Origin of the sequence: Pseudomonas sivasensis (genome assembly GCF_013778505.1) — a bacterium.
Taxonomy (GTDB): Bacteria; Pseudomonadota; Gammaproteobacteria; order Pseudomonadales; family Pseudomonadaceae; genus Aquipseudomonas; species Aquipseudomonas sivasensis.
Window position 1 is genome coordinate 245,108 of the sequence record NZ_JAAOWU010000006.1, and the last position, 25,604, is coordinate 270,711.

A 25,604-nucleotide genomic window follows, 5' to 3' on the forward strand; every position below is an offset into this window, starting at 1 on the left:
AAATCCGTCGTTCATAAGGCGCGGCTTCCGACCCAAAGCTGCCGCTCGCGAAATGCAACGATCGGCCAAGAGCAGACATCGATATATCCCGCTCCGAGGCCACTACTCAAAACGTTGCCCGTCATGCTCCCCTATAGCTGCATTACGGCGAGCGCCCTGCGCAGGGGTTCGTCGGATATTTGGATAGGACCATGAAATGGCACGTCCATGTCCAACACAAGGTATACGGAAGCCGCAATGAGCAATGACGAGACTATGAACATTCCTATCACCATCGAATTACGGGGTGCGCGGTATCCAAAACTAGCGAAAATGAGCGTCAACCAAGCAACAAGCATCCCAATAAGGGGGCCAGGAATCGCTCCCTCCGACTGCTCGACGATCCTCCAGCGTTGCTCGATGAGCGAATGATATTGCTGACGAATATCCTGAAGCATCGTTTCATGGTAGCGGTCCGGGGGCTTGATAACAGCCAATGACTTGCCTATGTCATCCAGGTATTTAGCCGCCTCGCTGTTTCGATGCTGCAGCGCTTCGTCTCCCCGATACGGGGTCTCGATAGCGCGCTCAAGATAGGTGATCAGACGATTGCGCGTGTCTTGTGCCGCATCGCCATAGCCCCGCAGCGTCCGATCAAAAATGATCATGCTGGTTGCGTACCCATGGAAGTTTGCATCAATGGACTCGAAAGTGTTTTTGGCAGAATTAATCATCAAGCCAAAGACCAGCGATGTCATAACCACAAAAATATTGGCGACTAGACGAATTACGGTGTTGGTGTCGTCATCCCTGTGGTGGGATGCCAGTCTTGGGTACCAAAACATCATGAGAAGCGAGGAGGCAACCAGGCACCCAAAAATGGCCAATGCGATCCAGAGAGCGTTCATACATCAGGGCCCTGATCAATTTGCGTCAAGTCTTGAAGGATAGACCATTGGGTGTTTTCAGAACTCTGCTCGGCAGTTACCGTCCAGAAATGACTTCAGTACTGGTTTGAACACCGGCGGTGATTATCAGTTGGTGTTGGTCTAGCTCTGCCCATCATGAAAGGCAGCAGATCACGAGCGTCTGCTTATGGTCCAGAGTGTGTCAAAGCGCACGTCGAGGTGCATCGCATCCAGCTAGCAATCTGGGCCGATCGCCGGAACACTCTGTCGAATATAGTCATTGTCGAACTCACTGCTTCCGATGAATTGGAAGCCATGGCGGATATAAAAGCGATTCGAAGCGCTTTCTTTGAGAGCACCCACTTTAATAGGGAGCGCAGCCGCATCCGCCTCTTTGAAAATCTGAGTGAGAACAGCAGACCCTACCCCTGACCCTTGCGCGCTCGGTCTCACATACAAGTGGTCGAGCAAGAGTTCATTGTGTTGATGCTTGATCACGACGAAACCAACCCTCTCTCCAGACGCCTCGATGTAGCGTGTGTTGCGAGCCTCAAAACCACTAACAAACCGCTCGCGCGCGCGGACTGGATCAAATCGACCAACACGCTCCAGACTTTCGCGCATGGCCTCAATTCGAATGGCTACAAGATTATCCAAGTCGCTCTGTTGAGCCAGGACCAAAATGATTGGGGAATTCTGATTGGGTGCGACGGGCATATTTTGTGCTCCAACTTTTATCCTGGGGAGCCATTGAAGCGGCCCAGATACCGTAGAAAAATTTGAGAGTCCACTTCTGGACCAGAGTGTATAAAACCGCTTAGCCAAAATTGAAGTGTGCGCATCTACGTTAAATCCGAAATTTATCGGCACATCAGCAGATGTGAATTTCGCACAGAAGCGCGATTTTCAGTCCAGTTTTGAGTGCCTATTGCGTAGAAAACCGTTTTTACACAGCCTCGGCCAAGAGCAACCGTTGCGCCTATTCAATAAACCAAGGGCGATTCACCTTTATTTCAAACCGGGTCAGGTATCTATCCTTCTCACTTACTGCTTGACCCATTCTGATTCATCAGGCTAGTTGAGGCCGCCCTTTACCGACCTTGATAAGGAAATTATGAAGCCTCTCTACCTGTGTTCACTTCTGCTGCTTGCAGGCTGCGCCCCAGCACCGAAATACCTCGTGCCCGCGGGGGCGCCTCAGGCGCTTATCCGTAGCGAGTTGGTGTCGATGGAGAATTATCGAAACAGCGTGTCCCTGGTCGAGGCGCCTCCAATGGCCTGCAAATACGGCAGAACCGTGGCGATTGCGCAGGGAGGGCAGTTGGTTTCCGTTTATAAGAACGTATCGACGCCGGAGGGCTTCTTTCCGATTGAAGCCGGCAAGCCGCTGCACTTGGTGATGCGCGGTGCGGCCAATGCCAATCGCTCGTGCAGCATAGCGTTTGTCAGCCAATTTGCGCCGGGCGCGCGTTACGTGATCAAAGGAGGAATTGTCGACAGCCCGGGCGCGCTGAGCGGTTGTCACATTGACATATTCAATGTCGATTCGGGCGCGCGCGTCCCCATGGCCGATGAGCCGAAAATGGACCGAAATTGTGCGTTGGACCGATTACCGACGCTCCAGTGAGACATTGCACCTCTGCACTGCGCGACCGCTTGCCAGCACCCGAACGATATTAAACGGGCCTCATGGTCGCGCATGGCGAATTACTCAATAGGCCCTCAATAGTCATACGACCTCTCCTGCTCAGCCCTGTCTATCTCTACCTCAACGCAATCACCTAAACAATCTTGTTAAGTCCATAAGAAACAAAGCCCGCGGTCATCCCACAAAAAACCTCCCTTGCCCATTCGCCCCAAACACGCTACAAATCCGCCACAGCGTTGTACGACAACCTAAAAATAATTTGCCATCCTCGACGATGGAAGCCACTGCCCGAGCCCTTACCATGACGCCCCCTGCCCCCAATCTTTTCCCCCGCCACATCGCCGTGCTGATCCTGCTCTGCATGGGCTGCGCCTTCGCCGGCAACCACATCGCCGCTCGCGTGGCCTTCGACGACGGCGCCGGTGTTCTCCTCGCTATTCTGCTGCGCTCCGGCGGTACGTTGTTGGTGCTGGGCGCGCTGGTACTCTGGCAACGGCAAAGCCTGCGCCTGCCTTCGGGTGCATGGCGCTGGCAGTTACTGCTGGGCCTGCTCATCACCGCGCAAAGCCTGTGCCTCTATTCCGCCGTAGCCCGCGTACCGGTAGCGCTGGCGTTGCTGGTGGCCAACGTTTTCCCGATTTTGCTGGCGCTGCTGACCTGGGCACTAGGCGGCCCACGTCCGACGGCGCGCACCGCCTTGCTGATGGGTTTGATTCTGGTGGGTCTGGTGTTCGTGCTGGACGTGCCCGCTCGCCTTTCAGCCGACGCCGACATCGGCCCGCAATGGCTGCTCGGCGTCACCCTCGCCTTCTGCGCTGCCTTTGTATTCGCTTGCGCGCTGTGGATCACCGATCACAAGTTGTCCCAGGTACGGGGTTCGGTGCGCAGTCTGCTGACAATCTTCATTGTGTTCAGCAGCGTTAACCTTGCGGGCTGGAGTGGCGCCCTTGCCGACGGCCTGAGCCCACCGGCCAGCCTGACCGGTTGGCTGGCGCTGGCCACGTTGGTCGTGCTCTACGGCACCGGTTTTATCGTGCTGTTCATGTCGGTGCCGCGCCTGGATATGCCGCGAAATGCGCCGGTGATGAACATTGAGCCGCTGGCGACGTTGCTGATGGGCTGGCTCGTGCTCGATCAAATGCTCAGCGCCGGTCAGGTGACTGGCGGCGTCATCGTGGTGACAGGAATTGTGCTGCTGACGTATCGCACGTCCGCTCAGCGTTCCGCCAAGGCCTGAAGCGTGCCTCTAGCCCTTGCAGAAAGTCGCTGCTGACTACGCGGAGGACTCTTTTGAACCCCGCCGTCTGGCCGCCGCCTCGGATAATCAGGCATCCCCCTGCGCATTCCGAGGCCTTCCCCCATGACGAGCTCATCCACCGAACAGGTCAGCCCCCAAACCCTGCGAAAGGTCATCATCGCCGCCGGCATCGGTAACTTCGTCGAGTGGTTCGACTTTGCCGTCTATGGCTTTCTTGCCACCACCATCGCGCAACAATTCTTCCCCAGTGGCGATGCCAGCGCGGCGCTGCTCAAGACTTTTGCAGTGTTTGCCGTGGCCTTCGCCTTTCGGCCGTTGGGCGGGATTTTCTTCGGCATGCTCGGCGACCGCATCGGCCGCAAGCGTACCCTGGCCATGACGATTTTGCTGATGGCCGGTGCGACCACCTTGATCGGCCTGCTGCCCACTTATGCCGCCATCGGCGTGACAGCGCCGATTCTGTTGTCGCTGATTCGCTGCGCCCAAGGCTTCTCCGCCGGGGGCGAATATGCCGGTGCCTGCGCCTATCTGATGGAGCACGCGCCGAGCAACAAACGCGCCTGGTACGGCAGCTTCGTGCCGGTGTCGACGTTCTCCGCGTTCGCCGCTGCCGCAGTGGTGGCCTACGCCCTTGAGGCGTCGCTGTCCGCCGAGGCGATGGGCAGTTGGGGCTGGCGCCTGCCGTTCCTGATCGCCGCACCGCTGGGTCTGGTCGGGCTGTATCTGCGCTGGAAACTGGATGAGACACCCGCCTTCCAGGCCGTGAAGCAGGAACACGCGGTCGCCCACTCTCCGCTCAAGGAAACCTTGCGCAACCACGGTGCGGCGATTTGCTGCCTGGGCGCGTTTGTATCGCTGACGGCGCTCTCGTTTTATATGTTCACCACCTACTTCGCGACATACCTGCAGGTGGCAGGTGGGCTGAGTCGGGCGGCGGCGTTGCTGGTGTCGTTGATCGCGCTGATTTTCGCCGCGGCAATCTGCCCGCTGGCCGGGCTGTATTCGGATCGGGTGGGGCGTCGGGTCACGGTAATGACCGCCTGCGTATTGCTGATGGTGGTGGTGTATCCGTCGTTTCTGATGGCCAGTTCAGGTTCGTTCGCGGCCTCGATCGTGGGGGTGATGCTGCTCGCGGTAGGTGCGGTGTTATGTGGTGTGGTCACGGCGGCGTTGCTCTCGGAGACCTTCCCGACTCGGACGCGGTATACCGCCTCGGCAATCACTTACAACATGGCCTATACGATCTTCGGGGGTACCGCGCCGCTGATGGCGACATGGTTGATCAGCACCACCGGCAGCAACCTGTCACCGGCGTTTTATCTGATAGCCGTAGCGTTGCTGGCGCTGGCAGGCGGGTTGGCGTTGCCGGAGACATCGAGGATCTCCCTGGATGACGTTGGCGCTGAGGAAAAAGGCGCAGCAGCGGTGCTCTCGCGTTAGTGCCACATGACGTAATGCCCACGAATGCGGTGGGTCAGGTAAGAATACTTCGCCTGTACCGCCGCCTTCGAAGCCTCGCTAAAGCTCGACATCTCCCACAGGAAACTGGGTAAAGCAGGTATCAGCGCTTCACGCAGACAAACAAAGCATTCCCGCTCGTGCCCTCCCAGGGCGTGATGCATTCGTAGTCATGCTCGAAGATGTGCACCTCGAACTGTGGCGTCAACAACTGCTGCAACTCGGTGAAACTGAAGGCGACCATCGGGTGTTCGTCCTGCCAAGCCTCAGTCACACCCGCGGTGGTCTTCTCGATACTCAGGCGCAGCGCCTGCTGCTCGCCCTCCTCGCTGTAGTGCCAGCCGGAACCGAAGGTGAAGTGGCTGCCTTCAAACTCAACGCTATGACGTACCAGCAAACGGTTGTCGATGTGCAGCTTGTCCACCGCGTTGAAACAGAACACGCCATTTTCGGCGAGCGCCTCGTGCACGCTGGTCAGGCACATGCGCAGTTTGGCCAGGCTGGCGTTGTAATGGGTCGAGTAGAGAAAGCAAGTGATCAGATCTTGCGCGTCGTCCACCTGGAAACCCGCCATGTCCTGGCGGCTGAACCGCGCCTCCGGGCAGCGCAGTTGGGCGAGGTCCAGCATCGGTTGGCTGATGTCCAGGCCGGCGCTGTGGTAGCCAAAGTCGAGGAAATGACGCACATGGGGCCCGGTGCCGCAGGCCAGGTCCAAGTGCCGACGCCCGTTATTGCCGAACAGTTGGTGCAACCGGCGAACGCTGTGACTCTGTGCGCGATAGTCGATGTCGGCGCACATCAGGTCGTAGTAGATGGAAAGATCGGTGTACAGCGCGTTGGAGGACATAGGTAGCCAGAGCGGTCGGCGGGAATTTCGCGGCGGCATGGTAACTCAGTCCGTCGTCAGAACCGTTACACTCGCGCCTCAATCATCCGCCAAGGAGGCAACCATGAGCGTTCGTGGTCAAGACCGTCAGATCGACAACATAGAATTCAACGTGGGCGACATCCACCGCAGCAAAGCCTTCTACGGCGCCGTTTTCGGCTGGACATTCGTGGACTACGGGCCCACCTACACCGAGTTCAGCGATGGGCGGCTGACGGGCGGGTTCACCACGGGAGAACCCGTTCGGCCGGGTGGACCATTGGTGATTTTGTTTGCGAATGACCTCGAAGGGGCGTACCAGCGCATCACGGCTGCAGGCGCTGTGATAAGCCGCGAGACGTTTGCGTTCCCCGGTGGGCGCAGGTTCCACTTCATTGATCCGGATGGTTATGAACTGGCGGTTTGGTCGGATCAGTGAGTGATCGCTGCACCACGCGTGCAGGCCAAGCTGTTTATGAGGCCCGCATCGCACCCCCACGTCACGCCCAGACCGAGCACGCCGGTGTCCTTGATCGCCGATGGGCCGTTACTGCCGAAGCTGGTTTTGCCAGCAACATCCGCCACGTAGTTGACCACCGAACGCACCTCTTCATCGCGCAACTCATGGCGCCAGGTCAGTGCGCTGCGGGTTTGGTCTCGTAGTCGTGCTGCACAACGCCAGCGGAAAGGTTCAGATACCGGGCGTTGGCGGTGTAGGTCGCGACGAACGGTTGTTCCGACCCGGCATCGCCTTTATGCTCACGCAGCAAATTACCGGCGGCGCGCCCGCTCAGAGCGAGAGCACGATTAAAAAAGCACGACAACGCCGCTTATGCGGCGTGAAATTTGAGCTGGAGTCCGTTGTTACGGTGTAAACGGCTACAAAAAGTGATGTTCAAGGAAATCAAATAAAACTCAAGGAAGTCAAATGAGCACATGGTTCAGTAACATCCAGCTTGGCTTTGATATGGCAACAAGCTTGACAATTGTAGGTGCGGCAATCACTTGGACTATTCAACAGAAGACACAAGCCGAAGCTGAAAAGGTTCGCGGAATTAATCAACGCGCAACATCAGCAGACCTATTTAAATAAAATAAAAATTTTACTTCAGGTCAACTCATGAAAAATCTTTTGATTGCATCTATCTTATTTGGCTCCGCGCTTTCCTTGAAGGTATTTGCGGGCGGACTGGAAGTCGAGCACAAACTAATCGAGCAGCGCTGGTACTCTTTCAATGACATCATAGAAAAGAGAAAGAAATATAGCAGGGTAGATATTTCGCGAGGGTATATCGAATATTACTTCGAGGGTGATGAATACACCGCCAAATACCCAGAAGAACAGTTGTCGCCGCGTGCAAAATTCTATTCCAATCATGGGACCGTTGGAACCTATGCGGCTGCTGATTATGAGACCGAGCTAGACAAAGCGTGCGTAGATGTTGTCTCAGGCTCTCTAGGAACATTTAAAGGCAGCTATGAAAATTCTAAAAGACCTGATAGGCAACACTATAAGCGCATGGTTGTTGGAATCAGGTCTCTAACATACAAAGGCCCTGAGTATAACTTCAAAAGTCCTTCATCTTGGTCGCCAGTGAAGTTACCCAAGGACAAAAGAAGTCTTCTGTGTGAAATTTATGAAGTCAAGAGTGACGCGAGCGATCTGAAATACATTGTTTATGCTGCTTCAGTGGCAACCGCTATGTATGACGAAATTCATACGGTGCCACAGCCAGATAAGTCGAGTAACTAAAACTCCTCGCACTCATGCTGCGGCAACCATTGCTGCGGCATTAGCTGGATTAACCTTGAGGCTGTGAACGGGTTCTACCCCAGGCCCTGCAGTGTTTCTATGTCAGCATCCCGCCCCCCTTCACATAACGCGGCGAACGACTATGACCGACTTCGACTTCAAAACACATTTCATCTCGCTACTGCCACCCGACCCGCCCGGCCTGGACCTCGGCTTTGACGAATTCATCACCTTCAACCCCACTGACCTGGCCACCCTCCCCGCGCCAGACGCTGAATTCCTCCTCAAGCACGGCCTGCCGCGCGACGCCGCGCCCTTTCTGAGTTTCGAGGCCTACAGCCAAGCCGAAGCACAACGCAGGTTGGCAATATTCGGCATCGCCAACCACTATTATACTTTGGGGCACACCGGCTCCGGGGACGTCATCGCGCTTGATCGACACAGTGGGACGATTGTCTATTTCAACCACGACGCCCATCACGCACGCGTACTCATCAATACCTCACTGCCCCAGTTCGCCCGCAGCTTGTGCGTGTTCCAGGCACATCTGCGAGACAACACGATGGCACGCTGTTTACCTGAGATCGAATGCATCGATCCTGCCGCCGCCGTGCCGGGCACGATGTGGGCGGATGAGGTCAGCGCAGAACTCAACGGGTAGAAGTGAACGCTGATGACCCACCACGAATTGGCCGACCTCTATCGAGCCTATAACGCCGACCTCAACCGTCTCGACTTGATAAGGCCGCCATTGAAACGCAGCTAAACTCCACAGACCCTCGACTGCGTGGAGACTGCTCATGACCCACAAAAACACCCTCTGCCTCTGGTACAACGGGAGCGCCGAAGAGGCTGCCAAGTTCTACGCCAACACCTTTCCCGACAGTGCGGTGAACGCCGTGCATCGTGCACCAGCGGATTACCCGTCCGGCAAGCGGGGCGACGTCTTGACCGTCGAATTCACGGTACTCGGCATCCCCTGCATCGGCCTGAACGGCGGCCCGATCTTTCCCCACACCGAGGCGTTTTCCTTCCAAGTGGCCACCGATGACCAAGCCGAAACCGACCGGTACTGGAACGCAATCATCGACAACGGCGGCCAGCCGAGCGCCTGCGGCTGGTGCAAGGACAAGTGGGGCCTGTCGTGGCAAATCTCGCCGCGCGTGTTGACGGAGGCGGTGACTAACCCTGATCCAGCCATCGCCAAGCGCGCGTTCGAGGCGATGATGACCATGACCAAAATCGACATTGCGGCGATTGAGGCAGCGATAAAGGGCTGAGGCGGCAACTGGCGAGGCTATCCAGGGCTTCAATGCGCTCCGCCTGGCAGCGTCAGGCGCAATTGTCGCGTCGGCCCATGCGCCAAAAAAAGACAGCGAGCCGACGGTCCGGTTGCGACTCACCCAATACCGACCTAGTGTTTCATGTCTCCTCTGCGCACCCAGGTGACGCCATGCCCGCACTCTCACGCCCCGCCGTACTCGAACTGATCGGCAACACGCCGTTGGTACGGGTCAGCCGTTTCGATACCGGCCTCTGCACGCTGTTCCTCAAGCTGGAATCCCAAAACCCCGGCGGTTCCATCAAGGACCGCATCGGCCTGGCCATGATTGACGCCGCCGAGCGTGACGGCCGCCTGCGTCCCGGCGGCACCATCATTGAGGCAACCGCCGGCAACACCGGCTTGGGCCTGGCGCTGGTGGGCAGGGCTAAGGGTTATCGGGTGGTGCTGGTGGTACCCGACAAAATGTCCACGGAGAAAGTGCTGCACCTTAAGGCCATGGGCGCCGAGGTGCATATCACCCGCTCCGATGTGGGCAAGGGCCACCCCGAGTATTACCAGGACATGGCTGCGCGCCTGGCCCAGGAGATTCCCGGCTCATTCTTCGCCGACCAGTTCAACAACCCGGCCAATCCCCAGGCTCACGAGACCAGCACCGCGCCGGAGATGTGGGCGCAAACCCAGCACGACCTGGATGCCATTGTGGTCGGCGTCGGTTCGGCAGGCACACTCACCGGCCTGACCCGATTCTTCAAGCGCGTGCAACCGGAGCTGGAAATGGTACTGGCCGATCCGGTGGGTTCGGTAATGGCTGAATACAGCCGCAGCGGCCAGTTGATAACACCCGGCTCGTGGGCCGTGGAAGGCATTGGCGAGGACTTCATTCCGTCGATTGCCGACCTGTCCAGCGTGCGCAACGCCTATTCCATCAGCGATGAAGAGAGCTTCGACCACGCGCGCCAACTGCTCAAGGCCGAGGGCATTCTCGGCGGGTCCTCCACCGGCACCCTGCTCGCCGCTGCCTTGCGCTATTGCCGCGAACAAACCACGCCCAAGCGCGTGGTCAGCTTTGTGTGCGACACCGGCACGCGCTATCTGTCGAAGGTCTACAACGACCAGTGGATGACCGACGCGGGGTTGCTGCATTACAAACACTACGGCGACCTGCGCGACCTGATCGCCCGCCGCTTCGAAGACGGCCGCGTGATCAGCGTGAGCCCCGACGACACCCTGCTCACCGCCTTCCAGCGCATGCGTCTGGCCGACGTGTCGCAACTGCCGGTGTTGGTCAACGGCCGCGAACTGGTGGGCGTGATCGACGAATCCGACATCCTGCTGGGCCTGCACCACGATGCCGCGCACTTCACGATGATCGTCGCCAGCGCCATGACCGACAACCTGCAAACCCTGTCCCCCAGCGCCAGCCTGGCCGAATTGCAAACTGAACTGGATCGCGGCTTGGTCGCCATCATTGCCGATGCAGGAGGCTTTTATGGCCTGATCACCCGCGTCGACCTGCTCAACCACCTGCGGAGATCCCTTGCATGAGCCAGCCTGATAAAAGTGCGTTTGCCACCCGTGTGATCCACGCCGGGCAGTTCCCAGACCCAACCACTGGCGCGCTGATGCCGCCGATCTACGCCAACTCCACCTACCTGCAAGACAGCCCCGGCGTGCACAAGGGCTTCGACTACGGCCGCTCCCACAACCCCACGCGGTTTGCTCTGGAGCGTTGCGTGGCCGACCTTGAAGGCGGCAGCCAAGCGTTTGCCTTTGCATCCGGGCTGGCGGCGATTTCCACGGTGCTGGAGCTGCTGGATGCGGGCGCCCATATCGTTTCCGGTAACGACCTCTATGGCGGCACCTTTCGGCTGTTCGACAAGGTGCGCCAACGCAGCGCCGGGCATCGTTTCAGCTTTGTCGATTTGAGTGATGTAACGGCGTTTGAAGCATCCTTGCAGGACGATACGCGCATGGTCTGGGTCGAAACCCCGAGCAACCCGCTGCTCAGCCTCACCGACTTGGCCGCCATCGCAGGTATCTGCCGCAATCGCGGGATCATCTGCGTGGCTGACAACACCTTCGCCAGCCCCTGGATCCAGCGCCCGCTGGAGCTGGGCGTGGATGTGGTGGTGCACTCCACCACTAAATACCTCAACGGCCATTCCGATGTGATCGGCGGTATCGCCATTGTCGGTGACAACCCCGAATTGGCTGATCGCCTGGGTTTCTTGCAGAACTCAGTAGGTGCCATCGCCGGGCCCTTCGACGCGTTCCTGACCCTGCGCGGCGTGAAAACGTTGGCCCTGCGCATGGAGCGTCATTGCAGCAACGCGCTGGACCTGGCCACCTGGCTGGAGCAACAACCGCAAGTGGCGCGGGTCTATTACCCAGGCCTGGCATCCCACCCGCAGCACGAACTGGCACGCCGGCAAATGCGCGGGTTTGGTGGGATGATTTCAGTGGATTTGAACAGCGACCTGGCAGGCGCCACCCGCTTTCTGGAACACGTGAACATCTTCGCCCTGGCCGAAAGCCTGGGAGGTGTGGAAAGCCTGATCGAACATCCGGCGATCATGACCCATGCCAGCATCCCGGCGGCGACGCGGGCGCAGCTGGGGATTGGCGACGGGTTGGTGCGGTTGTCGGTGGGGGTTGAGGATGTGGAGGATCTACGAGCGGACCTGGCGCAAGCCTTGGCCCGTATATAACCCCCCCAGAAAACAACGATCAAATGTGGGAGGGGGCTTGCTCCCGATAGCGGCGTGTCAGGCACTGAATATTTGTCTGAACCACCGCCATCGCGAGCAAGCCCCCTCCCACATTGGGTATGCGTTACACCTGGACGATGTTGGCACGCGCCGAATGCAGCTTCTTGTAGCTGTCAATCAAACGCAAATGCCGGTCCAAGCCTTCCAGCTTGATGCTGGTCGGCGTCAACCCATAGAACCGCACACTGCCATCGACCGAGCCGATCACCGCATCCATTCGCTCATTACCAAACATGCGGCGGAAGTTGGCTTCGTAATCCGCCAAGTCCAAGTCGTCGTCCAGTTCCATCTCCAGCACACCGTTCAGCGCCTGGTAGAACAGGCCGCGCTCGGCGGTGTTGTCGTTGTACTGCAGGAACATCTCCACGCACTCCTTGGCCTCTTCATATTGCTGCAAGGCCAGGAAAATCAGCAGCTTCAACTCAAGGATGGTCAGTTGGCCCCATACCGTGTTGTCGTCGAATTCGATGCCGATCAAGGTGGTGATGTCGGTGTAATCGTCCAGCTCGCTTTCGATCAGGCGCTCGACCAATGCCTGCAATTCTTCCGTGTCCAGGCGATGCAGGTTGAGAATGTCCTCGCGGAAGAACAGCGCTTTGTTGGTGTTGTCCCAGATCAGGTCGTCCACCGGGTAGATTTCCGAGTAGTCCGGCACCAGGATGCGGCAAGCGGTGGCGCCGAGGTGCTCGTACACCGCCATATAGGCTTCTTTGCCCATGCCTTCCAGGATGCCGAACAAGGTCGCAGCCTCTTGGACGTTGGAGTCTTCGCCTTCACCGGAGAAGTCCCACTCGACAAACTCGTAGTCCGACTGCGCGCTGAAGAAGCGCCACGACACCACACCGCTGGAGTCGATGAAGTGCTCGACGAAGTTGTTCGGCTCCGTCACCGCCTGGCCTTCGAAGGTCGGCTGCGGCAAGTCGTTCAAACCCTCGAAACTGCGGCCTTGCAGCAATTCGGTGAGGCTGCGCTCCAGCGCCACTTCCAGGCTCGGGTGGGCACCGAAGGAGGCGAATACCCCGCCGGTGCGCGGGTTCATCAGGGTCACACACATCACCGGGAATTCGCCGCCCAGGGATGCATCCTTGACCAGCACCGGGAAGCCCTGGGCTTCCAGGCCTTCGATGCCCGCCACAATGCTTGGGTATTTGGCGAGCACCTCAGCCGGCACGTCCGGCAGGGCAAATTCACCTTCGATGATTTCACGCTTGACCGCGCGCTCGAAAATCTCCGAAAGGCACTGCACCTGGGCTTCAGCCAGGGTGTTGCCCGCGCTCATGCCGTTGCTGAGGTAGAGGTTTTCGATCAGGTTGGACGGGAAGTACACCACCTCGCCATCGGACTGGCGCACGAACGGCAGCGAAACAATGCCGCGCGCTTCGTTGCCGGAGTTGGTGTCGAACAGATGCGAACCGCGCAGTTCGCCTTCGCGGTCGTAGACCTTGCGGCAATAAGCGTCGAGGATTTCAGTCGGCAGCTCGTCGTTGGGGCCTGGCTGGAACCAACGCTCGTCCGGGTAATGCACGAACGGCGCGCTGGCCAGTTCTTCACCCCAGAATTGGTCGTTGTAGAAGAAGTTGCAGTTGAGCCGCTCGATGAATTCGCCCAATGCCGACGCCAGCGCGCCCTCTTTGGTCGCGCCCTTGCCGTTGGTGAAACACATTGGCGAGTGCGCATCGCGGATATGCAGCGACCACACGTTGGGCACGATATTGCGCCACGAGGCGATCTCGATCTTCATGCCCAGGCCGGCAAGGATCCCGGACATGTTGGCGATGGTCTGTTCCAGCGGCAGGTCCTTGCCCGCGATGTAAGTGCCCTGCTCCGACAGGCTGCTGGGCATCAACAAGGCCTGGGCGTCGGCGTCGAGATTTTCCACCTCTTCGATCACAAATTCGGGACCGGCCTGCACCACTTTTTTCACCGTGCAACGGTCGATGGAGCGCAGGATGCCCTGGCGGTCCTTATCGGAGATATCCGCGGGCAACTCGACCTGGATCTTGAAGATCTGGTTGTAGCGGTTTTCCGGGTCGACGATGTTGTTCTGGGACAGGCGGATATTGTCGGTGGGGATGTTGCGGGTCTGGCAGTACAGCTTCACAAAGTACGCCGCGCACAGCGCCGACGATGCCAGGAAGTAGTCGAAGGGCCCCGGTGCCGAACCATCGCCCTTATAGCGAATAGGTTGGTCGGCAATCACCGTGAAGTCATCGAACTTGGCTTCAAGCCGGAGGTTGTCGAGAAAGTTGACCTTGATTTCCATGGGGGCACACCAGAATTACGGGCTAAACAAAAATGGCCGCCATTATGAGGTTTTTCATCGATAAGTTTCAGGCTTTTGACCAATGGCTGGCGAAATAGCCGATGTGAATTAATCTTCTGCACGTTGGCGCCGATGCACTGTGTGCAACCAGGGAGTAGCCGGAATGCGCAACAACCAGCCAGTAACACAACGTGAGATTTCACTCGCGCCTTCGCAAAAACTTATCTCCGCCACCGATATTCACGGGGGCATCACTTACTGCAACGACGCCTTTGTCGAAATCAGCGGTTTTGAACGGGCCGATCTGATCGGCGCGCCGCAGAACATCGTGCGTCACCCCGATGTCCCACCGGCCGTGTTTGCCCATATGTGGCGTGCGCTCAAGCAAGGCCTGCCGTGGATGGGCATCGTCAAGAACCGCTCGAAAAACGGCGACCATTACTGGGTTAACGCCTACGTCACACCGATCTTCCACGGCCGCGAAGTCGTTGGTTTTGAATCGGTGAGGGTCAAGCCCAGCGCCGATGAAATCCGCCGGGCGCAGGTGCTGTATCGCCGCCTCAGCCAAGGCAAATCCACCGCGCTAATCAAGGACACTTGGCTGCCCGCGGCGTTGAGTGCCGTGCCGTACGTGGCCACCGGTATCGCCGGCAGCATTGCCGGGCTTTTCCTCACTGCACCGATCGCCATTGCGGTGGCCGTGGCCGTTGCCGTGCCGGTGGGTATGCTCTGCTCACGCGTACGCCAAGGCAGCACCTTGCGCCTGCTGGCGGGTGTCGAGCCCTCGACGTCGGATGCCTTGATTGCCCAGATGTACAGCGACGCCAGCGGCCCCCAGGCACGCCTGGAAACCGCGTTCCTCAGCCAAAACTCGCGCCTGAAAACCTGCCTCACACGCTTGCAGGACAGTGCCGAACAACTCAGCGCCCTGGCCGGGCAATCGGATCAGTTGGCCACCGCCAGCTCCAAAGGCCTGGATCGCCAACGCGTTGAAACCGAGCAGGTCTCGGCGGCCGTCAACCAGATGGCTGCGACCACCCAGGAAGTCGCCAGCCATGTGCAGCGCACCGCCGACGCCACCCAGCAGGCCAACGTGCTGACCGGACGTGGCCGTGAAGTCGCGCGTGATACCCGCCTGGCCATTGAGCGCTTGTCCGCCGTCGTGGGCGAAACCGGCACCACCGTGGCGCAGTTGGCCAAGGACAGCGACGAAATCGGCAGCGTGGTGGACGTGATCAAAGGCATCGCCGATCAAACCAACCTGCTCGCCCTCAACGCCGCCATCGAAGCGGCCCGCGCCGGTGAGCAAGGCCGCGGGTTTGCCGTGGTGGCCGATGAAGTGCGCCAACTGGCGCAGCGTACTTCCCAATCCACCACTCAAATCCATGCGCTGATCACTCAGTTGCAGGCATCGTCCAACAATGCCGTGCAAAGCATGGAAAACGGCCAACGCCAGGCGCAGGAAGGCGTAGCCTGGGTGCTGGAAGCAGACCAGGCGTTGGTCGGCATCAGCGAAGCGGTGTCTCATATCACCGAAATGACCACCCAGATCGCCGCCGCCACTGAGGAACAAAGCGCGGTCGCCGAGGAAATCAGCCGCAACATCACCACTATCGCGGAGCTGGCTGACCAGACGTCGATACAAGCCCATCAATCCACCGACCTTAGCAAGCAGCTGACCAATACGGCGGCCACTCAATATGCGTTGGTAGAACGCTTTAACCGCTAACACCGCAACGCGAGGCCGCCCGCCAGCTGGGCGGCCTCGCTTGCACCGGGATGAATATCGTGGCGCTCAGCCCGCGAGCAGGCTGTAACGCCAGGCGCATTTCTATGGGGCCGGTCTGATTGGGGCAGTCACTGGGTTTGTCCAGGCTGTTGCTTGCGATACATCCCCGTGAAGTAATCCGGAAAGTCCGGCGCCGAGTTGTGGTTGATCACCGCAAAACCCTTCACCAGTTGAATGTGATACGGGCCGGCGCGCCGGGTCGCCAACGGCTCGCGCACGATAATCAGGTTCTCGGTTTCCATCGGCACGCTGTGGTGCGCGCTGACGATGACCTTGTCGGTACCGGTTTCCTTGAGCGTTACGGTGAACTCCGCCACTTCGCGGCCCTGGGCATCGCGGTCGGGGAGGATCTTCAGGTCCAGGTCGCCGTCACGGTCGAGGAAGTCGTTGCGCATCTGGTAGTGACCGTCACGCTGATCGCGGGCAACGTCACCGAGTTTCTTGTACTCAGGCTCACGGTCCTCGCGATGCAGTTGGATTTGCAACTCCGGCTTGTCACCCTGGGCGCCACTGACCCACGTGCCGGAGTAAGCATAGGGCTCGACGGTTTCCCGAGTGATGCGCCAGATGCCGGTTTGATGACCATCGTCGGCATATTCGTGCAGGTAGACAAACGACTGCTCGCCGTATTCACCCAACTCGCCTACCAACTTGATCGGCTTGCCGCTGCCGCTTTTGGTGTAGCGCAATTCACCAATCAACACCGCGCCCTGTTGCTGGTACCAGAGTTGCACCGGGATCTTGCCGTTGAGGGTGCCGGCCAGGAACTCAGGATCCTCATTGACCGGCCCTTCGAGCCTTGGGGTTTCCAGCCACTGGCCGTCCTTCCACTCACCGGTGGTGCGCAGCATGTAGCCGCTGGGCATGCTGTTGTTGGCGTCATCGTCCGTCGCAGGCACTTGGGCCTGGGTGTACGCGCTGAGTCTCACCAACTCACCGTCGCGCATCTGATAGCGGCTGGCGCGGGTCCAGCAGCAACCCTGGTCGGTCTGCGAATGGATAACGCCGTCCTTGGGATTGACTGAGAACATACCGCCGGAGGTTTCGTTCGCAAGATCGGTCAGGGGGCCGTTGAGCACCCACTGCGTCTTGTGCGGGTCTTGCAGGTACACATCGTAACTGGACTGGAAGTCTTTATCCGCGCCGGTGCCATTGCGGATTGCCAAGTCCTGGCGGCCATCCTGATTGATGTCGGCAAAGTAGACCACGCCGTTCTCGCCCATCAAACGCCAGTCGACGGTTTTACCATTCTGGTCCAGCGGCACCTGGGCATCCGGAGTCTGCAATTGCTGGAGGATTTCGAGGGTAGTTGCGTCGCGTACCGTGATCAGGGCTCGCGCCAGGTACTGCAAGTCCTGCGGCACCTGCGGGAACAACACTTCGACCAGGTATTTGCCGCTCGGGTCATTGACCGAGAACGAACGAGGCTCGGCCATGGCCGGGGCCGCCAAGGTCATGGAGAGGAGCACAGCGCTGACGAGCGAACGCATTCAAAGCATCCTTGCTGAAATTCGGGGGCGGCAGTGTAGCGGTTTCGCTGGCGGCTATGTGACGTACCCCACGAGCGAAGGGAACCTAAAGCATTTCATCGCATCGTTTAGCGTGCCGTTCGAGGGCGAAATCCACCAACGCATCTGCAATACCGTCATGCTGTACCCACACAGCTTCCCCCTTATTGACCTTACTGCGCAGCTTGTTCAAGTTGATGCTTTTCTGCCCACGTAATTGCGCTCGGTCAAGAATGTAGAAGCTCCAGTTATCGAGTTCCAACACCGATTTCACCAACGCCTGCTTATTGAGCTTGAACCGCGCTTTCTCCATCGGCAGTGCACGAGATGGATTGGGGTTCCACTTATCATGAAGACGCTCGTTCTCCTGACACTTTTTATTATCCAGTGCCAGATAAGCGAAGATGTAAAAGTCTGACCAATGCTCAGCGGGCAGCGGACTATTGGAGACACAATCGAATCCTTCAGCGAAGGAGGTATCGAACACCTGAGATTTGCTATACGAGTCTTTCGATTTAACTTGGATAGTGAATTTTTCATCATTCATGAAAAACACGAGGTCATGAACATCGCCTTCCATCTTGGTTGAAAAATGCGAAGTGGGTACCTGGAAATCGGGGCTAGGCATGTTGAACAGCGCCCGATACACCAAAAACTCTGCCAGATAACCTCGTAGCAGGGGGTTATCCAATGCTGAAAAACCCCAGCCCCAGAAAGCCGTTAGAAACCCAGGCTCTATGGGTCTCCCCGATTGAGTCAACGCTTCTGTTCCAGTCAACGGATCGAGTAGATTCATATTTCTAACTGCACTCTTCACGCGAAAGTTAATAAAAGTTGGCGCCAATGCGGCTGCACGCTCTCGCCTCTCAACTGGGTTGACGCAGCAACCGTTCGATGGCCTTGCGCAAATCCCCATGCACCTCTTCGGCATAAGGAACAGCATTCTTCCAGTCATAAAACCATGCCGGCATCCGGCGCTTGTCGTCGGGTTCCGAGGCGTAGCGCGGGAATATATGGCAGTGCAACTCAGGCTCGGAGTTGCCCAGGATTTCGTAATTCATGCGCTGGGCGTCGGTGGCGTGCAACACCGCATCACCGAGGCGCGCCATGTCCAGCAGGTAAGTCGCGCGGGCTTCGGTATCCAGGTCGTTCAAACTCGCGACCACCGGATCGGGCAGCAGCAGGCAGTAGCCCGGCAGAAACTGCACATCCCCCATCACCGCCCAGCCCGAGGCCATGCGGCAGATAACCTTCTCATTGGCGCCGATGCGGGCCAGGGCTACGCGTTCCGTGATCAGTGGCATGTAGGGTCCTTGATGGGGGCAAGATGCGGGCGGCATTTTAACGCTTGCCCCCTGCTTTTCAGCAACGGGAACAGTCCAAGGGAGTTACCTGACAGGCCACCTGAGGAAACGCCTGTTGCCCCACCAACAGCAGTTGCACAGCTTGTGCTGAATCCAAACAGGCTCTCCTTTTTAAAATTAAACGTATCCCTTTGAAATAAAAGCATTTATCCCCCTGGCATGGCGCATGCAATCACCTTTGCATCGACCCAAAGGACACACCCATGCCCCAGACACTGCCCCAGGCGCTGCTGCATCAAGCCCACACCCGTGGGTCGGCGATTGCCTTGCGTTACAAGCGCCTGGGCATCTGGCAAGAACGACGTTGGAGCGAACTGGCAGACGACATACGCCAACTCGCCGCAGCCCTTCACCAGCGCGACTTCGGGCCTGACGATGATCTGCTGATCATCAGTCAGGCGCGCCCCGAAGCCTTGCTTCTGGCACTGGCCGCGCAGTGGTTGGGGGGGAGCGTCACGCTGCTCGATCCCGAGCGCGACAATGGTGCGCTGCTGGTGCAACTGCGGCCGACATTTGTTCTCGCCGAAAACGCCGAGGCGATTCCGTCAATCAGTGGGCCCGGTGTGGTGGTGTACCTCGATGGGCGCGGTCTGGATCAACACAAAGGCCCCCACTTGGTCGCTTATGCGGACTTGCGCACGGACCTCCCTGCCCCGGCGTGCGCCGCTCAGTCAACTGCCCTCGCCTTTGTGTTCCACGCCGATACCTGCGTGCAATTGACCCACGGGCAGTTGCTCATGGACGCGCGCACTTTGGTGGCCCGCGAACACCTCGACGCCAATGAGGAAGCCCTGGCCGCGCGGGTTTTCGCCGCCAGCGGGCAGGCGCGCTACTTGCTGGCGCCCTGGCTGCACGCTGGTTTTCGCCTGAACTTCCCCGAAGCCCTGGCCACCCGGGACACCGACCGCCGCGAGCTGGGCCCAACCTTGGTGCTGGGCACCCGTGAATCCTACGGCCGTCTGGAACAGTGGGCTCGTGAGCGCCTGCCGCTGCCGGGCACATTCAGTCATCGCCTGTACCGCTGGGCGATGCAGCCAACCCCATCGATCATTCGCCGCTGGCTGGGCCACTGGCTGGTGCGTCGACCATTGCTCGATGTGCTGGGCATGAGCCGCCTGCGCGTGCCTTTGCTGGTAGGGCCAGCGTTGAGCCCGGACAGTGCGGCGTTCTTTACCGCCTTGGGCATCGATCCCGGCCGTTGGCAAGAGCCAGCGCCCCAACACCAACCCGCCGACCAACGACTGCCTCACGCTGTCTGACGAGCCCAACCATGCATGCAACCACTCAAGCGGTCTTACTGCGGCTCGATGACATTACCCTGTCGTTCAAGGGCATCAAGGCCATCACCTCCATCAGTTTCGACGTCAAGGCCGGGGACATCTGCGGGCTGATCGGCCCCAACGGCGCCGGCAAGAGTTCGCTGCTCAATGTGATCAACGGCGTTTACCACCCCCAAAGCGGCAGCATCCACTACGCCGGCCACACCCGACGGCGCATGCGCGCGCATCAGGCGGCCGAAGGCGGGATTGCGCGAACCTTCCAGAACATCGCGCTGTTCAAGGGCATGAGCGTGCTCGACAACGTGCTCACCGGGCGCAACCTCAAGCGCCGCAGCAACTGGATCGAGCAGATGCTGCGCCTGGGCCGAGCCCCGCGCGAGGAGGACGCGCACCGCCTGCACGCCGAAAAAGTCATCGCGTTTTTGCAGATCCATCCCTGGCGACACGTGCTGGTGGGCACCCTGCCCTATGGCCTGCAAAAGCGTGTCGAACTGGCCCGCGCCCTGGCGTCCGAGCCGACCCTGTTGCTGCTGGATGAGCCCATGGCCGGTATGAACGCTCAGGAGAAAGCCCAGATGAGCCAATTCATCCGCGACATCAACCGCGAGTTCGGCACCACCGTGGTGCTGATCGAGCACGATATCGGTGTGGTCATGGGCTTGTGCGACCACGTAGTGGTGCTCGACTACGGCCGCAAGATCGGCGACGGCACGCCCGAGCAAGTGCGCGCCAACCCCGATGTCATCGCCGCCTATCTGGGAACTTGAGCATGGAATTTTTCTTTGAGGTGCTGATCGGCGGCCTGTTGGCGGGCGTGATGTATTCCCTGGTGGCGATCGGTTTTGTGCTGATCTACAAAGCCTCGGGCGTCTTCAACTTCGCCCAGGGCGCCATGGTGCTGTTCGCCGCACTGACCTTTGTCAGCCTGCTGGAGCGCGGCTTTCCGTTTGTCTTCGCGTTTTTGCTGACCCTGGTGAGCATGGTGGTGCTTGCGCTGCTGATCGAGAAAGTGGTGCTGCGGCCCCTGGTCAATCGCCCGCCGATCATCCTGTTCATGGCCACCCTTGGGCTGTCCTACATGATCGAAGGCTTCGCGCAATTCCTCTGGGGTGCGCAGGTGCATGGCCTGGATTTGGGCATTGCCGACGAGCCGCTGGAAATCCGCGGCATGCTGCTCTCGCAGTTCGACCTGTTCGCTGCCGGCACCGCCGCCGCGTTGGTGCTCGCCCTGTCATTGCTGTTCAACAAAACCCGTATCGGCCTGTCGCTGCGTGCAGTCGCAGACGACCCGCTGGCGTCCATGGCGGTGGGCATTCGCCTGCCGCGCATCTGGGCCCTGGTGTGGGCCGTGGCGGGGTTTGTCGGGCTGGTGGCCGGGTTGCTTTGGGGCGCGCGATTGGGGGTGCAATTCTCGTTATCGCTGGTGGTACTCAAGGCATTGCCGGTGCTGATCATCGGCGGATTTTCGTCCATCGGCGGCGCGATTGTCGGCGGCTTGATCATCGGCGCGAGCGAAAAAATCGCCGAGATCTACCTCGGCCCGATCATCGGCAGCGGCATTGAAAACTGGGTGCCTTACGTTCTTGCCTTGCTGTTCTTGCTGGTGCGCCCTGCCGGGTTGTTCGGCGAGCGCGCCATCGAACGGGTCTGATCGTTTTTTGAGGAAATGCCTGCATGCTGTATCAAGAAGTCGGTCAAATCAGTACCTCCTACGCGGCCGAGCGCCGCACCTTTCGCCTGCGCCAGGACCGCATCGCACTGTGGCTACTGCTGGGCTTTGCCTTTGTGGTGATGCCGTGGTTGGGCAACGACTACTGGTTCAGCGCGATCCTCGTGCCGCTGCTGGTGCTGTCCCTGGCCGGCCTCGGCCTGAACCTGCTGACTGGCTACGCCGGGCAACTCTCTCTGGGCTCGGCGGCGTTCATGGCGGTGGGCGCATTTGCCGCCTACAACCTGCAATTGCGCGTACCCGGTTTGCCGCTGCTGGTGAGCTTTGGCCTGGGCGGCGTGATCGCTGCGCTGGTGGCGGTGTTCTTCGGTCTGCCGAGCCTGCGCATCAAGGGCTTTTACCTGTTGGTAGCGACCCTGGCCGCCCAGTTCGTGGTGGAGTGGGTACTGACCCGCTTCAGCTGGTTTACCAACGACAACGCGTCCGGCGTAATCACCTCACCGCCATTGCTGATCGCTGGGGTTGATTTCAGCTCGCCGTGTGGCCGCTACCTGCTGACCCTCAGCGTGGTCGTGGCGCTGTTCTGGCTCGGTAAAAACCTGGTGCGCAGTGAGCTGGGCCGCAACTGGATGGCCGTGCGAGACATGGACACCGCCGCCGCCGTGATCGGCATTCGGCTGCTCAAGGCCAAGCTGCTGGCGTTTGCCATCAGCGGCTTCTACCTGGGCGTCGCGGGGTCGCTTTGGGCCTTCGCCTACCTGGGCACGGTGGAGCCTCACGGCTTCGACCTGAGCCGCTCATTTCAGGTGCTCTTCATCATCATTATCGGCGGTCTGGGCAGTGTGCTCGGCAACGTCCTCGGCGCGGCCTTCATCGTGTTGTTCCCGATCCTGCTGGGCAACCTCTTCGCGTTGCTGCCGGCCGGATTGATGGACGCCGGCCAGCTGGAAAACCTTCAGAAGATGCTGTTCGGTGCACTGATCATCACCTTCCTGATCAAGGAACCGGAGGGGCTGGCCCGACTGTGGCAGCGCTTTCGTCAACGGGCCAGGGTATGGCCGCTGCGTTACTAACTTACTAACCCCCGAGCTGAACCCCGAGGAACTGCCTCCATGAGACACCCCGCACCGCTGCGCCGCCTGGCCTTGGGCCTGGCCTTGATCACCGCCACGCTCACGGGCACCGTCCAGGCCGCCAACGAACAATACTTTCCGTTGCAGAGCTATCGGGTCGGGCCCTATGCCGCCGGTGGCACCGGCTTCTTCGGTGGGTTTATCGACTACCTGCAATACATCAACGCCAACGGCGGCGTGAACGGCGTCAAGTTGACCTGGAGCGAATGCGAGACCGAGTACGTGGTGGAAAAAGGCGTCGAATGCTACGAGCGCCTCAAGGGCGGTCTCAACGGTGCGCCCGCAGCGGCCACCAACCCGCTGTCGGTGGGCATCGCCTACGCCACGCTGGATCGCTCGACCGCCGACAAACTACCGCTGATCACCATCAACCACGGACGCACCGACTCCACCGACGGCAGCGTCTTCCCCTACGTGTTCCCGTTGCAGCTCAACCCGTATTCGGAAGTCTCGGCGATCATCAACTACATCGGCCAGCGCGAAGGCGGTGCCGACAAACTCAAGGGCAAGAAAATCGCCGTGCTCTACCACGGCTCGCCGTACGGCAAGGAAACCAACGGGGTACTGGAAACCCTGGCCAAAAATTCCGGCTTCGAATTGACCCTGCTGGAAGTGCCACACCCTGGCAACGAGCAACAATCGCAGTGGCTGAACATTCGCCGTCTCAAGCCGGACTGGGTGATCCTGCGCGGCTGGGGCGTGATGAACCCGGTGGCGCTCAAATCTGCGCAAAAAGTCGGTTACCCGGCTGATCACATCATCGGCAATATCTGGAGCAACTCGGAAGAAGACGTGTTGCCGGCCGGCAACGCAGCCAAGGGTTTTATCTCTATTACCACCCACCCGTCCGGCACCGATTTCCCAGTGCTGCAAGGCATCAAGCAAAGCGTGGTGGACGCGGGCAAAGGCAACCTGGCCGATCCGAAGCGCTTCGGCACGGTGTACTACAACCTCGGTGTGGTGAACGGCATTCTCAACGTCGAAGCCGTGCGCCTGGCCCAGGAAAAATACGGCCACCAGCCCCTCACTGGCGAACAAGTACGCTGGGGTTTCGAACACCTGAACTTGGACGATGCACGTCTTCAGGCCCTGGGCGCAAAAGGCCTGGTGCAACCGCTGAAACTGTCCTGCGCCGACCATGAAGGCGGCGGCGCGGTACGCTTCCAGCAGTGGGATGGCCAGCGCTGGAACCTGATCAGCGATTGGGTACAAGCCGACCGCGCGCTGCTGCGGCCGATCATCGAAGCCTCGGCGGCGCAGTACGCGAAGGAGAAAGGCATTACCCCGCGTGATTGCAGCAAAGAGCAGTAGGATTTCTCCACTGCGATGCAGTTTTTTATGTGGGAGGGGGCTTGCTCCCGATAGCAGTGGTTCAGCCATACCGATGTCGACTGACACACCGCCATCGGGAGCAAGCCCCCTCCCACACTTGGACCGAGGTCGATCAGCTCACTGCGAGTTCCACCACACCCTCATTCAATCGCACCGGCCACACCTGCAATCGCTGGTGTGGCGCCTCCAGGCACTGGCCGTCCTAGTACGCGAGGGAGAAAGGCATTACGCCGCGTGATTGCAGCAAAGAGCAGTGGGATTTCTCAGCTGTAATGCGGTTTTATGTGGGAGGGGGCTTGCTCCCGATAGCAGTGGTTCAGCCATACCGATGTTGACTGACACACCGCCATCGGGAGCAAGCCCCCTCCCACACTTGGGCCGAGGTGTATCAGCTCACTGCGAGTTCCACTACGCCCTCATTCAATCACACCGGCCACACCTGCAATCGCTGGTGTGGCGCCTCCAGCGCTGGCCGTCCTAGTACGCGAAGGAGAAAGGCATTACGCCGCGTGATTGCAGCAAAGAGCAGTAGGATTTCTCAGCGGCAATGCGGTTTTATGTGGGAGGGGGCTTGCTCCCGATAGCAGTGGTTCAGCCATACCGATGTCGACTGACACACCGCCATCGGGAGCAAGCCCCCTCCCACACTTGGACCGAGGTGTATCAACTCACTGCGAGTTCCACCACGCCCTCCTTCAATCGCACCGGCCACACCTGCAATCGCTGGTGTGGCGCCTCCAGGCACTGGTCGTCCTAGTACGCGAAGGAGAAAGGCATTACGCAGCGTGATTGCAGCAAGGAGCAGCAGTATTCCTCAGCTGCGAAGCGGTTTTATGTGGGAGGGGCTTGCTCCCGATGGCGGTGGTTCAGCCATACCGATGTTGACTGACACACCGCCATCGGGAGCAAGCCCCCTCCCACATTTTGACCGAGGTGTATCAGCTCACTGCGAGTTCCACCACGCCCTCATTCAATCGCACCGGCCACACCTGCAATCGCTGGTGTGGCGCCTCCAGCACTGGCCGTCCTAGTACGCGAAGGAGAAAGGCATTACCCCCCGTGATTGCAGCAAAGAGCAGTAGTATTTCTCAGCTGCAATGCGGTTTTATGTGGGAGGGGGCTTGCTCCCGATGGCGGTGGTTCAGCCATACCGATGTTGACTGACACACCGCCATCGGGAGCAAGCCCCCTCCCACACTTGGACCGAGGTCGATCAGCTCACTGCGAGTTCCACCACGCCCTCATTCAATCGCACCGGCCACACCTGCAATCGCTGGTGTGGCGCCTCCAGGCACTGGTCGTCCTAGTACGCAAAGGAGAAAGGCATTACGCAGCGTGATTGCA

At 59.3% G+C, this 25,604-nt stretch carries 25 protein-coding genes; 17 read left to right on the forward strand and 8 right to left on the reverse strand.

The genetic code is table 11. The annotated features are described in order from the left end of the window. Positions 1-131 precede the first annotated feature (131 nt). Together G9Q84_RS13600 and G9Q84_RS13605 are read right to left on the reverse strand one after the other, a co-directional pair. Entirely contained in the window at positions 132-887 is a 756-nt protein-coding gene (locus tag G9Q84_RS13600; protein ID WP_095184640.1) for a bestrophin-like domain, read from the reverse strand. A gap of 234 nt (positions 888-1,121) precedes the next feature. Next, positions 1,122-1,604, reverse strand: a complete 483-nt coding sequence (locus G9Q84_RS13605; protein ID WP_032885280.1) for a GNAT family N-acetyltransferase — start codon at positions 1,602-1,604, stop codon at positions 1,122-1,124. 397 nt (positions 1,605-2,001) lie between these two features. Here G9Q84_RS13605 and G9Q84_RS13610 point away from each other — a divergent pair, with 397 nt between their 5' ends. The 3 genes from G9Q84_RS13610 (at position 2,002) to G9Q84_RS13620 (ending at position 5,233) form a co-directional block, all read left to right on the forward strand. After that, on the forward strand, positions 2,002-2,514 hold the full coding sequence (locus G9Q84_RS13610) for a hypothetical protein (RefSeq protein ID WP_032885281.1): 513 nt from the start codon (positions 2,002-2,004) through the stop codon (positions 2,512-2,514). Positions 2,515-2,836: 322 nt separating this feature from the next. Further along, positions 2,837-3,772: an EamA family transporter gene (locus tag G9Q84_RS13615; protein ID WP_181643522.1), complete on the forward strand. Its 936-nt coding sequence runs from the start codon at positions 2,837-2,839 to the stop codon at positions 3,770-3,772. Positions 3,773-3,895: 123 nt separating this feature from the next. Then, complete coding sequence (locus G9Q84_RS13620; protein WP_095184637.1) at positions 3,896-5,233, forward strand: MFS transporter; 1,338 nt, start codon at positions 3,896-3,898, stop codon at positions 5,231-5,233. A 121-nt stretch (positions 5,234-5,354) separates the two neighbouring features. Here G9Q84_RS13620 and G9Q84_RS13625 read toward each other — a convergent pair whose 3' ends face one another. Continuing rightward, positions 5,355-6,098 (reverse strand): class I SAM-dependent DNA methyltransferase, encoded by a 744-nt coding sequence (locus G9Q84_RS13625; RefSeq protein WP_181643523.1) that lies wholly within the window; start codon positions 6,096-6,098, stop codon positions 5,355-5,357. 103 nt (positions 6,099-6,201) lie between these two features. On the opposite strand from G9Q84_RS13625, the gene G9Q84_RS13630 reads away from it, so the two are divergent. Further along, positions 6,202-6,555, forward strand: coding sequence for a VOC family protein (locus G9Q84_RS13630; RefSeq protein ID WP_181643524.1), 354 nt, complete (start codon positions 6,202-6,204; stop codon positions 6,553-6,555). Here the strand turns inward: G9Q84_RS13630 and G9Q84_RS13635 are convergent. After that, the gene (locus G9Q84_RS13635) at positions 6,549-6,737 is read right to left on the reverse strand and encodes a hypothetical protein (RefSeq protein WP_181643525.1); all 189 of its coding nucleotides are present in this window, start codon (positions 6,735-6,737) and stop codon (positions 6,549-6,551) included. The two genes, G9Q84_RS13630 and G9Q84_RS13635, sit on opposite strands and share 7 nt — an antisense overlap. 44 nt (positions 6,738-6,781) lie before the next feature. On the opposite strand from G9Q84_RS13635, the gene G9Q84_RS13640 reads away from it, so the two are divergent. The 7 genes from G9Q84_RS13640 to G9Q84_RS13670 all read left to right on the forward strand — a co-directional run bounded on the left by G9Q84_RS13640 (position 6,782) and on the right by G9Q84_RS13670 (position 11,862). Beyond that, positions 6,782-6,991, forward strand: a complete 210-nt coding sequence (locus G9Q84_RS13640) for a hypothetical protein (protein ID WP_181643526.1) — start codon at positions 6,782-6,784, stop codon at positions 6,989-6,991. A gap of 53 nt (positions 6,992-7,044) precedes the next feature. Then, positions 7,045-7,209 carry a hypothetical protein gene (locus G9Q84_RS13645; protein WP_181643527.1) on the forward strand — a complete coding sequence of 55 codons (165 nt, stop codon included), beginning with the start codon at positions 7,045-7,047 and terminating at the stop codon, positions 7,207-7,209. 27 nt (positions 7,210-7,236) lie between these two features. Beyond that, positions 7,237-7,869, forward strand: coding sequence for a hypothetical protein (locus G9Q84_RS13650; protein ID WP_181643528.1), 633 nt, complete (start codon positions 7,237-7,239; stop codon positions 7,867-7,869). Between the two features lie 142 nt (positions 7,870-8,011). Then, complete coding sequence (locus G9Q84_RS13655) at positions 8,012-8,530, forward strand: SUKH-4 family immunity protein (RefSeq protein ID WP_181643529.1); 519 nt, start codon at positions 8,012-8,014, stop codon at positions 8,528-8,530. Positions 8,531-8,669: 139 nt separating this feature from the next. Further along, on the forward strand, positions 8,670-9,149 hold the full coding sequence (locus tag G9Q84_RS13660) for a VOC family protein (RefSeq protein ID WP_095184631.1): 480 nt from the start codon (positions 8,670-8,672) through the stop codon (positions 9,147-9,149). Positions 9,150-9,322: 173 nt separating this feature from the next. Next, positions 9,323-10,699: a pyridoxal-phosphate dependent enzyme gene (locus tag G9Q84_RS13665; RefSeq protein WP_181643530.1), complete on the forward strand. Its 1,377-nt coding sequence runs from the start codon at positions 9,323-9,325 to the stop codon at positions 10,697-10,699. Then, entirely contained in the window at positions 10,696-11,862 is a 1,167-nt protein-coding gene (locus G9Q84_RS13670; RefSeq protein WP_122681096.1) for a cystathionine gamma-synthase, read from the forward strand. Before G9Q84_RS13665 ends, G9Q84_RS13670 begins: the two co-directional genes overlap by 4 nt. Before the next feature lie 124 nt (positions 11,863-11,986). Here the strand turns inward: G9Q84_RS13670 and G9Q84_RS13675 are convergent, their stop codons facing one another. After that, positions 11,987-14,185, reverse strand: a complete 2,199-nt coding sequence (locus tag G9Q84_RS13675) for an OsmC domain/YcaO domain-containing protein (RefSeq protein ID WP_181643531.1) — start codon at positions 14,183-14,185, stop codon at positions 11,987-11,989. 163 nt (positions 14,186-14,348) lie between these two features. On the opposite strand from G9Q84_RS13675, the gene G9Q84_RS13680 reads away from it, so the two are divergent. Further along, positions 14,349-15,914: a methyl-accepting chemotaxis protein gene (locus G9Q84_RS13680; protein ID WP_099602337.1), complete on the forward strand. Its 1,566-nt coding sequence runs from the start codon at positions 14,349-14,351 to the stop codon at positions 15,912-15,914. A gap of 128 nt (positions 15,915-16,042) precedes the next feature. Here the strand turns inward: G9Q84_RS13680 and G9Q84_RS13685 are convergent, their stop codons facing one another. The 3 genes from G9Q84_RS13685 to G9Q84_RS13695 all read right to left on the reverse strand — a co-directional run bounded on the left by G9Q84_RS13685 (position 16,043) and on the right by G9Q84_RS13695 (position 18,786). Further along, entirely contained in the window at positions 16,043-17,464 is a 1,422-nt protein-coding gene (locus G9Q84_RS13685) for an XAC2610-related protein (RefSeq protein ID WP_181643532.1), read from the reverse strand. An 85-nt stretch (positions 17,465-17,549) separates the two neighbouring features. Continuing rightward, on the reverse strand, positions 17,550-18,278 hold the full coding sequence (locus G9Q84_RS13690) for a hypothetical protein (protein WP_181643533.1): 729 nt from the start codon (positions 18,276-18,278) through the stop codon (positions 17,550-17,552). Between the two features lie 70 nt (positions 18,279-18,348). Continuing rightward, positions 18,349-18,786: an HIT family protein gene (locus G9Q84_RS13695; protein WP_032885300.1), complete on the reverse strand. Its 438-nt coding sequence runs from the start codon at positions 18,784-18,786 to the stop codon at positions 18,349-18,351. A gap of 263 nt (positions 18,787-19,049) precedes the next feature. Between G9Q84_RS13695 and G9Q84_RS13700 the strand changes: the two genes are divergently transcribed. The 5 genes from G9Q84_RS13700 to G9Q84_RS13720 are packed head-to-tail and all read left to right on the forward strand — an operon-like array spanning position 19,050 to position 24,239. Continuing rightward, a complete protein-coding gene (locus G9Q84_RS13700) occupies positions 19,050-20,105 on the forward strand; it encodes an AMP-binding protein (RefSeq protein ID WP_181643534.1) in 1,056 nt (351 codons plus the stop codon). An 11-nt stretch (positions 20,106-20,116) separates the two neighbouring features. Beyond that, positions 20,117-20,893, forward strand: a complete 777-nt coding sequence (locus tag G9Q84_RS13705; protein WP_181643535.1) for an ABC transporter ATP-binding protein — start codon at positions 20,117-20,119, stop codon at positions 20,891-20,893. Positions 20,894-20,895: 2 nt separating this feature from the next. Then, positions 20,896-21,777 (forward strand): branched-chain amino acid ABC transporter permease, encoded by an 882-nt coding sequence (locus G9Q84_RS13710; RefSeq protein WP_032885303.1) that lies wholly within the window; start codon positions 20,896-20,898, stop codon positions 21,775-21,777. Between the two features lie 23 nt (positions 21,778-21,800). Continuing rightward, positions 21,801-22,868 carry a branched-chain amino acid ABC transporter permease gene (locus G9Q84_RS13715; RefSeq protein WP_095184622.1) on the forward strand — a complete coding sequence of 356 codons (1,068 nt, stop codon included), beginning with the start codon at positions 21,801-21,803 and terminating at the stop codon, positions 22,866-22,868. 39 nt (positions 22,869-22,907) lie between these two features. Continuing rightward, the gene (locus G9Q84_RS13720) at positions 22,908-24,239 is read left to right on the forward strand and encodes an ABC transporter substrate-binding protein (protein WP_181643536.1); all 1,332 of its coding nucleotides are present in this window, start codon (positions 22,908-22,910) and stop codon (positions 24,237-24,239) included. Positions 24,240-25,604: the final 1,365 nt, after the last annotated feature.

What these genes read in the sequence shown, in the direction of transcription:
- G9Q84_RS13600 (WP_095184640.1), bottom strand. Translation starts at nt 887, where the DNA reads ATGAACGCTCTCTGGATCGCATTGGCCATTTTTGGGTGCCTGGTTGCC.
- G9Q84_RS13605 (WP_032885280.1), bottom strand. Translation starts at nt 1,604, where the DNA reads ATGCCCGTCGCACCCAATCAGAATTCCCCAATCATTTTGGTCCTGGCT.
- G9Q84_RS13610 (WP_032885281.1), top strand. Translation starts at nt 2,002, where the DNA reads ATGAAGCCTCTCTACCTGTGTTCACTTCTGCTGCTTGCAGGCTGCGCC.
- G9Q84_RS13615 (WP_181643522.1), top strand. Translation starts at nt 2,837, where the DNA reads ATGACGCCCCCTGCCCCCAATCTTTTCCCCCGCCACATCGCCGTGCTG.
- G9Q84_RS13620 (WP_095184637.1), top strand. Translation starts at nt 3,896, where the DNA reads ATGACGAGCTCATCCACCGAACAGGTCAGCCCCCAAACCCTGCGAAAG.
- G9Q84_RS13625 (WP_181643523.1), bottom strand. Translation starts at nt 6,098, where the DNA reads ATGTCCTCCAACGCGCTGTACACCGATCTTTCCATCTACTACGACCTG.
- G9Q84_RS13630 (WP_181643524.1), top strand. Translation starts at nt 6,202, where the DNA reads ATGAGCGTTCGTGGTCAAGACCGTCAGATCGACAACATAGAATTCAAC.
- G9Q84_RS13645 (WP_181643527.1), top strand. Translation starts at nt 7,045, where the DNA reads ATGAGCACATGGTTCAGTAACATCCAGCTTGGCTTTGATATGGCAACA.
- G9Q84_RS13650 (WP_181643528.1), top strand. Translation starts at nt 7,237, where the DNA reads ATGAAAAATCTTTTGATTGCATCTATCTTATTTGGCTCCGCGCTTTCC.
- G9Q84_RS13655 (WP_181643529.1), top strand. Translation starts at nt 8,012, where the DNA reads ATGACCGACTTCGACTTCAAAACACATTTCATCTCGCTACTGCCACCC.
- G9Q84_RS13660 (WP_095184631.1), top strand. Translation starts at nt 8,670, where the DNA reads ATGACCCACAAAAACACCCTCTGCCTCTGGTACAACGGGAGCGCCGAA.
- G9Q84_RS13665 (WP_181643530.1), top strand. Translation starts at nt 9,323, where the DNA reads ATGCCCGCACTCTCACGCCCCGCCGTACTCGAACTGATCGGCAACACG.
- G9Q84_RS13670 (WP_122681096.1), top strand. Translation starts at nt 10,696, where the DNA reads ATGAGCCAGCCTGATAAAAGTGCGTTTGCCACCCGTGTGATCCACGCC.
- G9Q84_RS13675 (WP_181643531.1), bottom strand. Translation starts at nt 14,185, where the DNA reads ATGGAAATCAAGGTCAACTTTCTCGACAACCTCCGGCTTGAAGCCAAG.
- G9Q84_RS13680 (WP_099602337.1), top strand. Translation starts at nt 14,349, where the DNA reads ATGCGCAACAACCAGCCAGTAACACAACGTGAGATTTCACTCGCGCCT.
- G9Q84_RS13685 (WP_181643532.1), bottom strand. Translation starts at nt 17,464, where the DNA reads ATGCGTTCGCTCGTCAGCGCTGTGCTCCTCTCCATGACCTTGGCGGCC.
- G9Q84_RS13690 (WP_181643533.1), bottom strand. Translation starts at nt 18,278, where the DNA reads ATGAATCTACTCGATCCGTTGACTGGAACAGAAGCGTTGACTCAATCG.
- G9Q84_RS13695 (WP_032885300.1), bottom strand. Translation starts at nt 18,786, where the DNA reads ATGCCACTGATCACGGAACGCGTAGCCCTGGCCCGCATCGGCGCCAAT.
- G9Q84_RS13700 (WP_181643534.1), top strand. Translation starts at nt 19,050, where the DNA reads ATGCCCCAGACACTGCCCCAGGCGCTGCTGCATCAAGCCCACACCCGT.
- G9Q84_RS13705 (WP_181643535.1), top strand. Translation starts at nt 20,117, where the DNA reads ATGCATGCAACCACTCAAGCGGTCTTACTGCGGCTCGATGACATTACC.
- G9Q84_RS13710 (WP_032885303.1), top strand. Translation starts at nt 20,896, where the DNA reads ATGGAATTTTTCTTTGAGGTGCTGATCGGCGGCCTGTTGGCGGGCGTG.
- G9Q84_RS13715 (WP_095184622.1), top strand. Translation starts at nt 21,801, where the DNA reads ATGCTGTATCAAGAAGTCGGTCAAATCAGTACCTCCTACGCGGCCGAG.
- G9Q84_RS13720 (WP_181643536.1), top strand. Translation starts at nt 22,908, where the DNA reads ATGAGACACCCCGCACCGCTGCGCCGCCTGGCCTTGGGCCTGGCCTTG.